Here is a 13,552-nt window from a genome sequence, read left to right as displayed (position 1 = left end):
TCTACCGGACGAGGCTCCCCGGATACAGGCGCTCCTCGGCCAGCGTGACGACGGAGGCGTGGGATCCACCCGGGACCACAGGGACGCGTGCGTCGCGGCGGACACCATCCGGCCCGCGCACAGGACACCGGGCGCCATCCGCCCGAACGCCGTCCGCGCGACCGTCGTCCGCTCGAACAGGCCGGCGCGACTACCGTCCGGGCGGGCCCGTCAGTCCACCGGCCATGTGTGGCCGGGGGCGTTGAGGTGCATGTAGTCGACGTACTGCTGCGTCATGCGCCGCAGTGCCTCGTGCCGGCCGCAGTGGGTGGTTTCGTCGATGTGGTGGAACATCTCCTTCTGCCAGATCGCACCGTTGCGTCCGGTGACGCACCGCTGCTCGATGATGCCGAGCAGCGGCTCGCGCCAGGCGTCGTCCATGCCGGACTGCTCCAACCCCCGGTGGGCCAGCGGAAGAAGCCGGCGCAGCACGAGTTCCGGCACCGGCACCTCGCCCATGCCGGGCCAGTACAGCCGTGCCTCCATGCCGTGCCGCGCCGCGGTGTGCAGGTTCTCCTCGGCGGCCGAGAAGGACATCCGCGACCACACCGGCCGGTCCTCCTCCACCAGGGCGCGCGTGAGCCCGTAGTAGAAGGCGCCGTTGGCGAGCGTGTCGGCGACGGTCGGCCCCGCGGGCAGCACCCGGTTCTCCACCCGCACGTGCGGCTTGTCGTGGGAGATGGCGTAGACGGGGCGGTTCCAGCGGTAGATCGTGCCGTTGTGCAGGGTGAGTTCGCCCAGCTCCGGCACGTCGCCGCGGTCCAGGGTCTCCGCGGGGTCCTGCTCGTCGCACAGCGGCAGCAGGGCCGGGAAGTAGCGCAGGTTCTCCTCGAAGAGGTCGAAGACGCTGTTGATCCACCGCTCGCCGAACCACACCCGGGGCCGTACCCCCTGCACCTTGATCTCCTCCGGGCGGGTGTCGGTGGCCTGCTCGAACAGCGGGATACGGGTCTCGTGCCACAGTTCCTTGCCGAACAGGAACGGCGAGTTGGCCGCCAGCGCGACCTGGACGCCGGCGATCGCCTGCGCCGCGTTCCAGTAGCCGGCGAACTCGTCGGGGGAGACCTGGAGATGGAACTGGGTACTGGTGCACGCGGCCTCGGGAGTGATCGTGTCGGCGTAGGTCCGCAGCCGGTCGACGCCGTCCACCTCGATGTGCAGGTCCTCGCCCCGGGCCGCGAAGACCTGGTCGTTGAGCAGCCGGTAGCGGGGGTTCTCCGACAACGCCGCCTCGCCGACGTCCTCCTGCCGCAGCGTGGGCAGGATGCCGACCATGATCAGATGCGCGCCGACGGAACCGGCGCGGTCCTCCGCGTGGTTCAGCGCGGCGCGGATCTCGGACTCCCAGGCGTCGGGACCGCCCTCGGTCAGCCGCCGGGGCGGGATGTTGATCTCCAGGTTGAACCGGCCCAGCTCCGTCGACCAGGCGGGGTCCGCGATCGCCTCCAGCACGTCGCTGTTGCGCATCGCGGGTTCCGCACCGTCGTCGCCCAGGTTCAGCTCGATCTCCAGCCCCACCTGGGGCCGCTCGGACTCGAACCGTGACTCGCGCAGCATCTGCGCGAACGCGTCGAGGCATTGCTGCATCTTGATCCGGTACCGGCGGCGGTCCTCACGGGTGAAGACCAGCGCCGGGACGTCACGTCCCATCGGCCCTCCCGGAACCCCCTCCTCGGACACCTCACCTCCCCAGCGTCGCACCACCGGGCGACCCTGACCAGGCGAGGGCACAGGACCCGCGCCACGCACTCGGAGCAGCCCCGACGGCGTCGTCCGGGGGACCGCCGTGTCCGGCGGCCAAGGTGTCCCCGCGAGGTGCCCGATCCTGGCGCGGGCCGCGTCTCGACCCGCGCGCCACGCACTCGGAGCAGGCCCGACGGGGCCGCCCTGGGTGGCCACTGTGACCGGGCGACTACCGAGTCCGGGCGGCCATGGCATCCCGGCGAGCGAGCCTTCCGACCCGGGCGCGGGGCCGTGCCGGCCGTGCGACGGCAGCGGTCGGTACGCGCGCCGAACCCTCGGGCCTCACGGTCGCCGAGTCCGTCGGTCTCACGACCGCCGGCCCCGAGTCCTGATGGCCGACGGCCCTGAGGCCTGACGGTCACCGGACCCGCGGCCTACGCCCGTCCGCGCCGGCGGATCGCGCTCTCCGGTGGGCGCTCGCGCAGTGCGCCGTAGGCGAGGAAGTACGCGGGCAGGCGCCGGACCAGCCGGGAGCCGGTGAGCAGGCCGGCGGTGCGCCGGGCCCGGTCGTCGCTGCCGAGCGGCTGCCGCCCCCGCAGGACGGGCGCGATGAACCCGGCGTGGGCGGCCCGTTGCAGCGCCTGCGTCACGACGGCGGTCGGACGGCGGCGGCGCTGCACGGCGCGTACGTCGCGCAGGCCCACGGTCCCTCGGCGCAGCGGCCCGACCAGGTGCCGGGCGGCGGCGACGGCGTCCTCCACGGCGAGGTTGATGCCGATGCCGAAGACCGGGGACATCGCGTGCGCGGCGTCGCCGATGCACAGCAGCCCCGGGCGGTGCCAGCGGCGCAGCCGGTCCAGCCGCACGTCCAGGAGCTTGACCTCGTCCCAGGAGCGCAGCGTGTGCGTGCGGTCCGCCGCCCAGGGCATGGCGGCGCCGAAGTCGGCCAGGAAGCGGTCGAGGCCTGCCGCGCGGCGCTCGGCGTCGGTTCCCTTGGGGATGAGCGCGGCGCACTGCCAGTACGCCCCGCGGTCGATCATCGCGGTGAGGAAGCGGTCGCCCGCGCCGCCGACCAGTCCGCTCGGGTCGCCCTCGTGCCGCGGCAGCCGGAACCACCAGGCGTCCATCGGGCAGTCGAAACGGCGCAGCCCCAGTTCCGGTCGCGAGCGGGCCAGCGATCCGCGGCCGTCGCAGGCGACCGTGAGGACCGCGCGCAGTTCGCCGGTGCGGCCGTCGGAGGTGCGGTAGCGCACCCCGGCGACCCTGCCGCGTTCGATCAGGAAGGAGGTCGCCTCGGTGTTCATCCGCACCTCGAAGGACGGCTCGCTCCGGGCCTCGTCCACGAGGAGGTCGAGCAGGTCCCACTGTGGCACCATCGCGACGTAGTTGTACGGGCCGGGAAGCACCGAGAGGTCCGCGACCGTCACCATCGACCGGCCGGGGCCTGCGGGCAGCTGGGCGGTGCGCACCCGGCGCTGCGGCAGCCGCGCGAAGCGCTCGGCCAGACCCAGGTCGTCCAGCAGTGCCAGGGTCGAGGGGTGCACGGTGTCGCCGCGGAAGTCCCGCAGGAAGTCGCCGTGCTGCTCCAGCACGGTCACGGCGACGCCCGACCGGGCGAGCAGCAGCGCGAACACCATGCCCGCGGGGCCGCCCCCCACCACACAACACGTGGTCCGCTCCATCACGGCCCGCCTCTCAGGAGAGCAATAATTCACCGACTGATGAATATTATACTCCCCCGCAGAACGGGCGCACCCCTCTGTGCGGCCGGAACCGGGACCCGGTAGCGCATCCCGGGACCCGCGGCGCCCGCCGGAAGGGGACGCCGGGGCTCGCCCGACGGCACCGGCCGGTGACGCCCGGGATCTGTTCGCCGGTGGTGGCGATCCGCGCCGGCGTCACCGAGTCGCCGACCGTCGTGGGCCGCCGGAGGCGTCGTCGAGTTCGGCCTTGGAGATCTCCCACCCGGGTCTGCGCCCAACCTGTGGCACCCGTAAGGGGAGTTGGCGCTGTCGAAGGCTCATCTGTGCGGAGATGCCCAGGAGTTCGTGGATCCTTTGGCGTGCGCGGCATGGCCTCCGGGGGCCGATACCGTCGCCGTCGTCGCTCCGAATGCGCGACTCGCGCGGGGCAGTGCGACGACCGCCGGTCTTTGTATGGTTTCATCACACTTTGTGTCCTCTTTGCGTATTCAGTGGGCGGGTTTACCAAAGGCGGATGGCTGTCCGGCCCTGAAAGCGGGCGGTCACCGTTCGGCTGCGGGCCATACGGATGGGGGCCGCGGGCCCCTGACCCCCGCACGGGTTCGCCCGTCCCGGGGGCGGCTCGCCGACCGCTCAGGACACCGCGAAACCGGCCAGGACAACGGGATTGGGCCCCTCCCGACCGAGGCGGAGAGGGCCGTGTCCGAGGACGCGTTCGTTCCCTCGCGCGGAGGTATGGAGGGGGTGTCAGTAGTCCGAATGCGACGCTCAGGTGGTGGGGCGTCAGGATTCCGCTGAAGGTGATCACGTCGCCGCTGCGATTCCCGATTGAGTGGGCGTTGGGCCGGCTCTCGCAGTCGTGACGGAAGGAACACCCATGCGTATCACCCGTACTCTGTTCACCTCCGCGGCTCTGGCCGCGGCCGTGGCGCTCACCGCCCCTGCCGCGGGCGCGATGACCGTGTCCGCGCTCCCCTCCGCGCAGCATCAGGCCGTCAAGGCCGACGGCGGCGCCCCGGGCGGGGACAACGACGGCAACGACGAAGGCCGTGACAACGGCGGCCGCGACAACGGTGGCCGCGACAACGGTGGCCGCGACAACGGCGGCGAGGGCCGCGACAAGGGCGGCGAGGGCCGCGACAAGGGCGGCGAGGGCCGTGGCAAGGGCGGCGAGGGCCGCGGTGAAGGCCGCGGTGAAGGTCGCGGTGAAGGTCGCGGTGAAGGTCGCGGTGAGGGCCGTGAGCACCGTGAGCACCGTGAGCACCGGCCGCACGGTGGCGTGCACGCCGGTGGCGGTGCCCTGGCCATGATGAACGCCGGCGACGACCGCGGTGGCCGTGACGAGGGCGAGCGTGGTGACCGTGACGAGGGTCGCGGTGGCCGTGAGAAGGGCGGCAAGGGCGAGCACCGTGGTGAGGGCCGCGAGGGCCGCGAGGGCCGTGAGGGCCGTGAGGGCCGTGAGGGTCGTGAGCACGGGCCGCACGGTGGCGTGCACGCCGGTGGCGGTGCCCTGGCCATGCTGAACGCCGACGGCGACCGCGGTGGCCGTGAAGAGGGCGACCGCGGTGGTCGTGAGAAGGGCGGCAAGGACGAGCACCGTGGTGAGGGCCGCGAGGGCCGCGAGGGCCGTGAGGGCCATGAGGGCCGTGAGGGCCATGAGGGCCGTGAAGGCCGTGAGGGTCGTGAGCACCGGCCGCACGGCGGCGTGCACGCCGGAGGCGGCGGCCTGGCCGAGTCCTCCAACGCCACCCTCGGCCTCGGGGCCGCGCTGCTGCTCGGCGGCCTGGGCGCCGGTGCTTACATGCTCCGCCGCCGTCAGGCGTCGGGCCCGTCCGCGGCCTGATCGGGCTGCTCTTGCTTGTCGCTGGGCTGCCGCGGTCTGCGTCACCTCCCCAGGAGGGCAGCGCAGGCCGCGGCAGCGGCGGCCGACCCCAACCGTCGCCCGCGGCCAGTACCACCCCTTGATTGACGAAAGGCACCGTCCATGGCTTCTCAGCAGCCGCCCCAGACGGAGCAGCGCGGGAGCAAGCCCGCCACGCGTCGTTACCGGCTCCGCCTGCTGTGGCCCGCGGCAGCGGTCGGGCTGGGCATCGCGCTCATCCACAACTCCCTGGTCGCCGCGCCCGTTGCGCATCCCCAGCACACCCACCGCCCGGCGGCCATCGCCTCCCGGGCCCCCGCGTCGGCCGAACCGAGCGCCGACGCCGCCAGCAGCTCCCCGTCCAGTGCGGGCTCCAACGCCGGCGCCGAAGCCGACGACAAGTCACTGTCCCGCTCACAACCGACGCGGCTCTCGATCCCGGACATCGGGGTGGACGCGCCCTTCACCAATCTGACCGTCAACGCCTCGGGACAGCTCAACCCACCGCCGGCCGACGACACCAACATGGTCGGATGGTTCCAGGGCGGACCGTCGCCCGGCGAGCGCGGAGCGTCGATCGTCGTGGGCCACCTGGACACCATGACAGGTCCCGCGGTCTTCGCCGAGCTGGACTCGCTCGAGCCCGGAGCCTCCGTGAACATCACCCGCGCGGACGGCACCGTCGCCCGCTTCAAGGTCGACTACCTCGACTCCTTCAGCAAGGCCGACTTCCCCGACGACAAGGTCTACTCGGACACGACGACTCCCCAACTGCGGCTGATCACATGCGGCGGGAACTTCAACCGCATCAGCAAGGACTACGAGGAGAACGTGGTCGTCTTCGCCCACCTCGACACGAGCTCCACCGGCTGAGGAACCGGGAAGGGTGCGTACCAGTGCGCGGCGCGCACCCACCCCGGCCCGCCCGGCTCGCCGCCCGGCGTGCCGGCGGAGACAATGGACTGCCGTGAGCGGTGAGGTGGTTGCGATGCCCGCATGGCACCTGCGCGACTATCACGAAGACGATCTTGACCAGGCGATCCTGATCTGGGAGGAGAGCCGGCAGGCCAGCGAGGACCCTGTCTTCCCGGTCTCGGAGGTGATGGCCGAGGCCAGGGCCGGACAGAACGCCGTGGTCGCCGTCGTGGGTGACGAACTGGTGGGCATGGCCGCGGCCCGGGCGGGCGGTCAACGCGGCTGGATCCTGCTGGTGGCGCTCGCCGCCCGGTGGCGCCGGCGCGGCATCGGCAGTGCCCTCCTCACCGAACTGGAACGGCGCCTGCGAGCGCTGGGCGTACGTCGGATCAGCGCCCTGCTGCCCCCCGGCGCCGCCGGGACCACGGCCCTGGAACACTGCGGCTACCGGTCCCGGGACGACCTCGTCTACTACGAGAAACTCGAACCGCAGGGACCCTCCGACGCCGGCGCCCTCATGGAGCTGGGCGGCCGCATGCTTCCCGAGGGGCTCTGGGACGCCATGGCCGGCATGGAACGGGAGAAACAGGTCGTGGAACGACGGGTCGTGCTCCCGCTGGCGGAGCCGGCGCTCGCCGACCGCTACGGCGTCGCCCCGCCGAAGGGCGTCATCCTCTTCGGTCCGCCCGGCACCGGGAAGACCAGCTTCGCCAAGGCGGTGGCCTCACGGCTCGCCTGGCCGTTCGTGGAGATCTTCCCGTCCCGGCTCGCCGCCGACACGAGCGAGGGTCTGGCGGCGGCGCTGCGGGAGGTGTTCGCGGACCTCGCGGAACTGGACTCGGTGCTGCTCTTCATCGACGAGGTCGAGGAGATCGCCGGCGTGCGGTCCGGCATGGCGGTCGACCCCGGACACGGCGTCACCAACGAACTGCTGAAGCTCATCCCCGGCTTTCGCGAACACGACTCCCGGCTTCTGGTCTGCGCGACGAACTCGGTGCGCTCCCTCGACCCGGCGTTCCTGCGGCCGGGCCGGTTCGACTACGTCATCCCGATCGGACCCCCCGACGCGACGGCACGCTCGGCGATCTGGGACCGCTACCTCCGGGCCGCCGACTCGGTGGACGTGGCCCAACTGGTCGCCGCCAGCGAGCTGTTCACTCCGGCCGACATCGCATTCGCCGCCCGCAAGGGCGCGCAGGCCGCGTTCGAGCGGGAGGTCACGCGGCGGCAGGGCCGTCCGGCCACCACCGAGGACTACCTCGACGCCATCGCCGACACCCGGCCCACGCTCACCGCGCAGGCGATCGAGGAGTTCACCGAGGACATCGAAAAGTTCAGTCGCCTCTGAGACGGGCGACGATGCCGGGCCGACGTGGACGACGGAGCCGGCGCGCCGGCACTGACGGCGCGGCCGGGCGGGAGGCAGGTGTGGCGAGGTCGCACAACAGGGCGGCGCCGCGCCGGCGCGCGCGGCGCCGCAGGGCCGCGGCCGGTGAGGCGAGCGCCTCCCGCGCTCCCGGCGTCTGGCGGCACACCGGCGAGCAACGGCAGCAGAGCCTGCGGAGACTGGCCGATCGCGCCGACGCGCCCGCGGCTGCCCCGCTGCGGCGGCTCCTGTGGTGGTGCGGGTCCGCCGTGTTCCTGGCCGGCATCGTGCTGCTGGGTACGGTGGCCGCCTCCGCGGTGGGCTGGGCGGGCACCCCGGGCGTGTTCACGGCACGCGAGTGCCATCCGATGGGAAGCGGGAAGGGAGGCAAGGGCACGACCTGCTCCGGGTTGTTCGTCGCCGAGGACGGAAGCCTCATCGACACGGCCGCGGCCCTGCACTGGGCGGAGGGCAAGGCAGGGTCGCGGATCCGGGTCCGCGCCCTGATCCTCGGCGGCTACCAGAGGGAGAGCGCGCTCGACGCGGCACTGGTCGCCGTCCTCATCGCGCTGCTGGCCGCCCCGGCGATCGGCTGCGCGTTCGCCGGCCTGTCGCGCCGCAAACAGGACCGGCTCGCCGCCCTGCTGCCCGGCCCGGTGTTCAAGTCCTATGTGCGCTGGAGGTCCTGACGGCGGCCGGATCCGGGGGCACCGCGCGATGCGGAACACGGCGCGCGCGGCCATCCGCGGTCCGTGTGCCGCGGGTGGTCATGACGGTTCGCCGGCCGGCAGTTGCAGGATGAGCTCGTAGCCCCCGTCGGCCGTGGGTCCGGAGACGACCGTGCCGCCGAGGAGTTCGGCGCGCTGGCGCAGGCCGGCCAGGCCGTGGCGGGCGCTGGGCAGCGGAAGGGCGGGCCGGGTGGGGGCGGTGTTGGTGACCGTGGCGCGCAGCGTGCCGCCGCTGTGCTGGACGCGGACGGTCGCCCTGGCGCCGGGCGCGTGTTTGCGGATGTTGGTCAGCGCCTCCTGGACGGTGCGGTAGACGGCGCGCTGGACCGGGGCGGGGAGGTCCTCGGGCAGGTCCGTCTTCAGCTCCGCGTCGATGCCGCTGCCTTCCACCAGCCGCAGCAGGTCGGCGAGCGACGGCTGGGGGGTGAGCTCCGTGGGGCGGCTGCCGGAGGCACGCAGCACGCTGACCATGTGCCGCAGCTCGTCCAGGGTCTCCACACTGAGCCGCCGGATGGTCGCCGCCGCCCTCCGCGTCTCGTTGTCGGGCCCGGCCACCTGGAGCGCCCCGGCCTGGACGGCGATCAGGCTGACCTGGTGGGACACCACGTCGTGCATCTCCCGGGCGAGCTGCGCGCGTTCCTTCGCCAGGACGCTCTGCGCGGTGAGCAGCCGTTCGTACTCGCGGGCCTCGGAGATCTCGGCGAGCCGCAGGGACAGATCGCGCCGGGCCTGCACCAGCTGGCCGAGGAAGACGGGCGCGGCCGCGGTGGCCAGCGTGTAGCTGAGGTGGAACAGGCTGCCGGTCCGGGTGAGTTCGGCGGCCTTCAGGGACGACCACGGCCAGGGCAGGAAGTCCGTGGTCGCGTAGACCAGGGCGCAGCCGGCCAGGAGCGGGCGGTGCCGGCTGAGCGAGGAGAGCGTGTACAGCGCGGCCATCGGTGCGATCACCGCCTCGCTGAGCAGGGCGGTCGGGAGCGTGAGCGCGAACGTCGTGAGGGGCAGGCGGCGGCGCAGCGCCAGGGCCAGGGCGGCGAGCACGGCGCAGGCCGTGGCCGCCCGCGGCTCGACGCGGACGTGGACCGCGGCGTCGGCCAGCGAGGCCAGGACCAGGGCGGCGTCCAGCAGAGCGGGCTGCGGCCGTCGGGGACTCATCCGGTACGGCCGTCCCGCGACGGCGTGAGCAGGCCCGCGCGTTCGGCGATCAGCGCCGCCTCGACGCGGCTGCCGACCCGTAGCTTGGCGAGTACGGCGCTGACATGGCCCTTCACGGTGCCGGTGCTCAGATGCAGCCGGGCGCCGATGTCGGTGTTGGCGAGCCCTTCGGCCAGGAGGACGAGGACGGCGCGCTCCCGCTCGGTCAGGCGGGCCGTGAGCCGGACGGCGGACGGCTCGCGCACACCGTTGTTGAGGTAGCCGTCCACCACCGTCCGGGTGACCGTGGAGGACAGCACCGTGCCGCCCTCGGCCAGGGCGCGCACCAGGGTCGGCAGTTGCTCGGGGTCGGTGTCCTTGAGCAGGAAGCCGGCGGCGCCCGAGCGCAGCGCGGTCGCCACGTACTCGTCGGTGTCGAAGGTGGTGAGCATGGCGACCGCCGGAGGCTCCGGCAGGCGCCGGAGGCCGGCCAGGACGGTGAGCCCGTCCACGTCCGGCATCCGGATGTCCAGCAGGACGACGTCGGGGTGCGACTCGCGCACCGCCCGTACCGCCTCCCCGCCGGGCACGGCCGCCACGACCTCGATGTCGTCCGCCGCGTTGAGGATGTGCGTGAAGCCCCCGCGGACCAGGGCCTCGTCGTCGACCACCACCACCCGGATCACATGCGCTCCGCTCGTCGCAGCCCTTCGCCCGACATGTATCACGCAGGGTGTTCGTCCGCTCGCCGACCGTGCGCGGCTCCCGCCGGTCGGCGGGACGGCGCCGGCCGGTCGGCCGGGCCGCTCCGGCCGGCCGGCGGGGTCCGCCCGGAAAGACGGCATATGGGATTTGCCGGGTGTTTGACGCAGTCTGGGGGGCATGACGCAGAACGCATCGTCGGCCGTGCCGTCGCAGGCGCCGTCCGAGCCGGGCGCCGAGCCCGCCGCCAACCGCGCCGGACCGCCGTCGACGGGACGGCTCATCGGCATCGACCTGGCCCGCGGACTCGCGGTCTTCGGCATGTACTCGGCACACGTCGGACCCGACGTGACCGTGGGCGGACCACTGGGGTTCCTGCTGGAGACGGCACGGGGCCGCTCCTCCGCGCTCTTCGCGGTGCTGGCCGGCTTCTCGCTGATCATCCTGACCGGCCGGCCGCGCCCCCGGACCGGGCGGGCCGGCCGCCAGGCGATGGTCAGGGTGATGATCCGCGCCGTCGTGCTCGTGGCGCTCGGTTACGCCCTGACCGCGCTCGGCACCGGCGTCGACGTGATCCTCAGTTTCTACGGACTGCTCTTCCTGGCCGTCCTGCCGCTGTACCGGCTGCGGGCCGGGGCCCTCGCGCTCATCGCCGCGGCCGGCGCGGTGGTCCTGCCCCAGGTCCTCTTCGTGGTGCGCAGGTCGATCGAGGAGGGGCAGTGGGCCGACGCGGTCGTCGCCCGGGACCCGCTGGCCCGGATCACCGGCACGGACGGCGTCATCGGACTGCTGTTCACCGGCGGGTATCCGGTCCTCGCCTGGATCCCGTTCGTGGTCGCGGGCATGGCGGTGGCCCGGCTCGACCTCACGCGGCCCGGCGTCCGGTCCCGGCTGGCCGCCGCCGGCGGCGGCCTCGCCCTGCTCGGCTACGGCGGCTCCTGGCTGGCGCTGCGCGTGGTCCCGCGCGCCCTGACGGCCGTCTCGGCCGCCACGGACGGCAGCTCGGCGAACTCGGCGTGGTGGTCCGACCGGGTCGGCGACACCGGGGACCACGTCCCGCCCGCCTGGTTGCTGGTGGCCGCACCGCACAGCGAGACGACGTTCTCCATCCTCGGCAACACGGGTGTGGCCCTGGTGGTGATGGCCGTGTGCCTGGCCGTCGCCGACCGGCTGCCACGGCTCACCCGCGCGGCCGGCCCCGTCGCCGCGGTCGGCATGACCGCGCTGACCGTGTACGTCCTGCACATCGTCGCCCTGTGGTTCCTCTCCGACGTCTGCCACCTGGCCGCGATCGACGACGACGGCATGTCCGCGCTTCCGGTGCTCCTCGCCTTCATCGCCGCCGCCGTGCTGCTGGCCACGCTGTGGACCCGGCTGTTCCGGCGCGGCCCCCTGGAGTCACTGCTCCACCTGGCGACCAGCCCGGCGCGGCACGTCCCGTAGCGCGAGGCGCCGGCGGGCGACGGCGTTCGCGCCCCGTCGTCCTCGCGGCCTCGCTAACATCCTGTGGAGCCGGGTCCCGACCCACTCCACTCGAAGGAGCGGCCGTGAAGAAGCCAACGACGCGCACCATCGCTTCATGAGGGAGGAACGCCCGGCGCCCGCCCTGACCCACCCGCACGGTGAACTCCTGCGGCACGGCCGCCCGCACCGCGTGCTCGCCGGGTCGCTGCACTACTTCCGGGTCCACCCCGACCAGTGGCCGGACCGGCTGGCACGACTCGCCGCCCTGGGCCTGAACACGGTCGACACGTATGTGCCGTGGAACTTCCACGAGCGGCACCGGGGCCGAGCGCGCTTCGACGGCTGGCGCGACGTCGAGCGGTTCCTGCGGCTCGCGCAGGAGGCCGGCCTGGACGCGATCGTGCGCCCCGGCCCGTACATCTGCGCCGAATGGGACAACGGCGGCCTGCCCGCCTGGCTGACGGGCACCCCGGGAATGCGCCCGCGGTGCTCGCACGGCCCCTACCTGGACGCCGTGGCGGACTGGTTCGACCAGTTGATCCCGCGTCTCGCCGCCCTTCAGGCGGCGCGGGGAGGACCCGTCGTCGCGGTGCAGGTCGAGAACGAGTACGGCAGCTACGGCGACGACCACGGGTACCTGCGCCGGCTCCGCGACGCCCTGGTGGAACGCGGCATCACCGAGCTGCTCTTCACGGCCGACGGCCCGACCGAGCTGATGCTCGACGGCGGCACCCTGCCCGACGAGCTCGCGACCGCGACGTTCGGCTCCCAGGCGGCCGAGGCCGCCGCCCTGCTGCGGGGGCGCCGCCGTGGCGAGCCGTTCGTCTGCGCGGAGTTCTGGAACGGCTGGTTCGACCACTGGGGGGAGCGCCACCACGTCCGGTCGCCGCGGAGCGCGGCGGGCACGCTGGACGACATCCTCGACGCCGGCGGCTCGGTCAGTCTCTACATGGCGCACGGCGGCACCAACTTCGGGCTCTGGGCAGGCTCCAACCACGACGGGGAGACCATCCAGCCGACCGTGACCAGCTACGACTCGGACGCGCCGATCGCCGAACACGGCGGCCTCACCCCGAAGTTCCACGCCCTGCGCGACCGGCTCGGCGCCCTGACCGGCCGCCCGCGGCAGCCACCGCCCGCCGACCCCGCGCTGTTGGCACCCCGCGTCGTCCCGGTCGTCCGGGCCGCCGGACTGCTGGGCGGCCTGGAAGCCGTGTCCCGGCCGGTGGACTCACCCCACCCGCCGACCTTCGAGGAACTGGGGCAGTCCTCCGGCCTGGTGCTCCACCGCGCGCACCCGAGACTTCCCGAAGGCGCCCTCGAGCTGACCGTCAGCGGACTGCACGACCGCGCCCAGGTCTTCGTCGACGGCGTCCCGGCCGGGATCCTGGACCGGGAGACCGGCTCGCTCACCCTCCACGGCACGGGCCGGCGGGTGCGGCTGGAACTCCTCGTCGAGAACCAGGGACGGATCAACTACGGCCCGCTCCTCGGACAGGGCAAGGGCATCCACGGCCATGTCCGGGTGGGCCGCCGGATGGTCCACGGCTGGACGACGCACCCGCTGCCGCTGGACGAGTGGTCGGCGGAGGAACTCGCCCGCGCGGCGGCCGCCACCGATCCGCGGGGGCCGGCCGGATTCGCGACGGCACGGTTCACGGTGGACGAGCGGGCCGACACCTTCCTCGCGTTCCCCGGCTTCGCCAAGGGGTTCGTCTGGATCAACGGCTTCCTGCTCGGCCGGTACTGGGAGATCGGCCCCCAGGTGACGCTCTACCTCCCGGCGCCGCTCCTGGTGCCGGGCGAGAACACCGTCACCCTGCTGGAGCTGGAACGCCTGGGGGAGCGGATCGAACTGCGCGACGCGCCGGAACTGGGGGAGAGCGAGGAGTACATCGAGACCGTCACCTCGTAGCGGCGCCCCGGTCGCGCAGGCACGGTCCCGACGTCACCGGCACGA

At 73.4% G+C, this 13,552-nt stretch carries 10 protein-coding genes; 6 read left to right on the top strand and 4 right to left on the bottom strand.

All coding sequences use genetic code 11. The annotated features are described in order from the left end of the window. Positions 1-210: 210 nt before the first annotated feature. Positions 211-1,689: a glutamate-cysteine ligase family protein gene (locus ACF09J_RS31190; protein ID WP_392308808.1), complete on the bottom strand. Its 1,479-nt coding sequence runs from the start codon at positions 1,687-1,689 to the stop codon at positions 211-213. Positions 1,690-2,156: 467 nt separating this feature from the next. Continuing rightward, positions 2,157-3,404, bottom strand: a complete 1,248-nt coding sequence (locus ACF09J_RS31185) for an FAD-dependent oxidoreductase (RefSeq protein ID WP_392308807.1) — start codon at positions 3,402-3,404, stop codon at positions 2,157-2,159. 898 nt (positions 3,405-4,302) lie between these two features. Here ACF09J_RS31185 and ACF09J_RS31180 point away from each other — a divergent pair. The 4 genes from ACF09J_RS31180 (at position 4,303) to ACF09J_RS31165 (ending at position 8,256) form a co-directional block, all read left to right on the top strand. Continuing rightward, positions 4,303-5,268 carry a hypothetical protein gene (locus ACF09J_RS31180; RefSeq protein WP_392308806.1) on the top strand — a complete coding sequence of 322 codons (966 nt, stop codon included), beginning with the start codon at positions 4,303-4,305 and terminating at the stop codon, positions 5,266-5,268. Positions 5,269-5,409: 141 nt separating this feature from the next. Beyond that, positions 5,410-6,159: a class F sortase gene (locus ACF09J_RS31175; RefSeq protein ID WP_392308805.1), complete on the top strand. Its 750-nt coding sequence runs from the start codon at positions 5,410-5,412 to the stop codon at positions 6,157-6,159. Positions 6,160-6,274: 115 nt separating this feature from the next. Then, positions 6,275-7,549, top strand: a complete 1,275-nt coding sequence (locus ACF09J_RS31170; RefSeq protein ID WP_392308804.1) for an ATP-binding protein — start codon at positions 6,275-6,277, stop codon at positions 7,547-7,549. A gap of 80 nt (positions 7,550-7,629) precedes the next feature. Continuing rightward, complete coding sequence (locus ACF09J_RS31165) at positions 7,630-8,256, top strand: hypothetical protein (RefSeq protein ID WP_392308803.1); 627 nt, start codon at positions 7,630-7,632, stop codon at positions 8,254-8,256. Positions 8,257-8,334: 78 nt separating this feature from the next. Here ACF09J_RS31165 and ACF09J_RS31160 read toward each other — a convergent pair whose 3' ends face one another. Both ACF09J_RS31160 and ACF09J_RS31155 read right to left on the bottom strand, forming a co-directional pair. Beyond that, positions 8,335-9,447: a sensor histidine kinase gene (locus ACF09J_RS31160; RefSeq protein ID WP_392308802.1), complete on the bottom strand. Its 1,113-nt coding sequence runs from the start codon at positions 9,445-9,447 to the stop codon at positions 8,335-8,337. Further along, positions 9,444-10,112 carry a response regulator gene (locus tag ACF09J_RS31155; RefSeq protein ID WP_392308801.1) on the bottom strand — a complete coding sequence of 223 codons (669 nt, stop codon included), beginning with the start codon at positions 10,110-10,112 and terminating at the stop codon, positions 9,444-9,446. The genes ACF09J_RS31160 and ACF09J_RS31155 overlap by 4 nt, the downstream gene beginning before the upstream one ends. Before the next feature lie 196 nt (positions 10,113-10,308). Here ACF09J_RS31155 and ACF09J_RS31150 point away from each other — a divergent pair, with 196 nt between their 5' ends. Then, positions 10,309-11,571, top strand: a complete 1,263-nt coding sequence (locus tag ACF09J_RS31150) for a DUF418 domain-containing protein (protein ID WP_392308800.1) — start codon at positions 10,309-10,311, stop codon at positions 11,569-11,571. A 136-nt stretch (positions 11,572-11,707) separates the two neighbouring features. Beyond that, positions 11,708-13,507 (top strand): glycoside hydrolase family 35 protein, encoded by a 1,800-nt coding sequence (locus ACF09J_RS31145; protein WP_392308799.1) that lies wholly within the window; start codon positions 11,708-11,710, stop codon positions 13,505-13,507. Positions 13,508-13,552 lie beyond the last annotated feature (45 nt).

The sequence above is a fragment of the Streptomyces sp. NPDC014889 genome (assembly GCF_043081205.1).
GTDB lineage: Bacteria > Actinomycetota > Actinomycetes > Streptomycetales > Streptomycetaceae > Streptomyces.
Note: the sequence above shows the minus strand (reverse complement) of the source record. Positions and strands in the feature narration are given on the sequence as shown.

Coding starts and splice junctions, on each gene's coding strand:
- ACF09J_RS31190 (WP_392308808.1), bottom strand. CDS start 1,689: ATGGGACGTGACGTCCCGGCGCTGGTCTTCACCCGTGAGGACCGCCGC.
- ACF09J_RS31185 (WP_392308807.1), bottom strand. CDS start 3,404: ATGGAGCGGACCACGTGTTGTGTGGTGGGGGGCGGCCCCGCGGGCATG.
- ACF09J_RS31180 (WP_392308806.1), top strand. CDS start 4,303: ATGCGTATCACCCGTACTCTGTTCACCTCCGCGGCTCTGGCCGCGGCC.
- ACF09J_RS31175 (WP_392308805.1), top strand. CDS start 5,410: ATGGCTTCTCAGCAGCCGCCCCAGACGGAGCAGCGCGGGAGCAAGCCC.
- ACF09J_RS31170 (WP_392308804.1), top strand. CDS start 6,275: ATGCCCGCATGGCACCTGCGCGACTATCACGAAGACGATCTTGACCAG.
- ACF09J_RS31160 (WP_392308802.1), bottom strand. CDS start 9,447: ATGAGTCCCCGACGGCCGCAGCCCGCTCTGCTGGACGCCGCCCTGGTC.
- ACF09J_RS31150 (WP_392308800.1), top strand. CDS start 10,309: ATGACGCAGAACGCATCGTCGGCCGTGCCGTCGCAGGCGCCGTCCGAG.
- ACF09J_RS31145 (WP_392308799.1), top strand. CDS start 11,708: ATGAGGGAGGAACGCCCGGCGCCCGCCCTGACCCACCCGCACGGTGAA.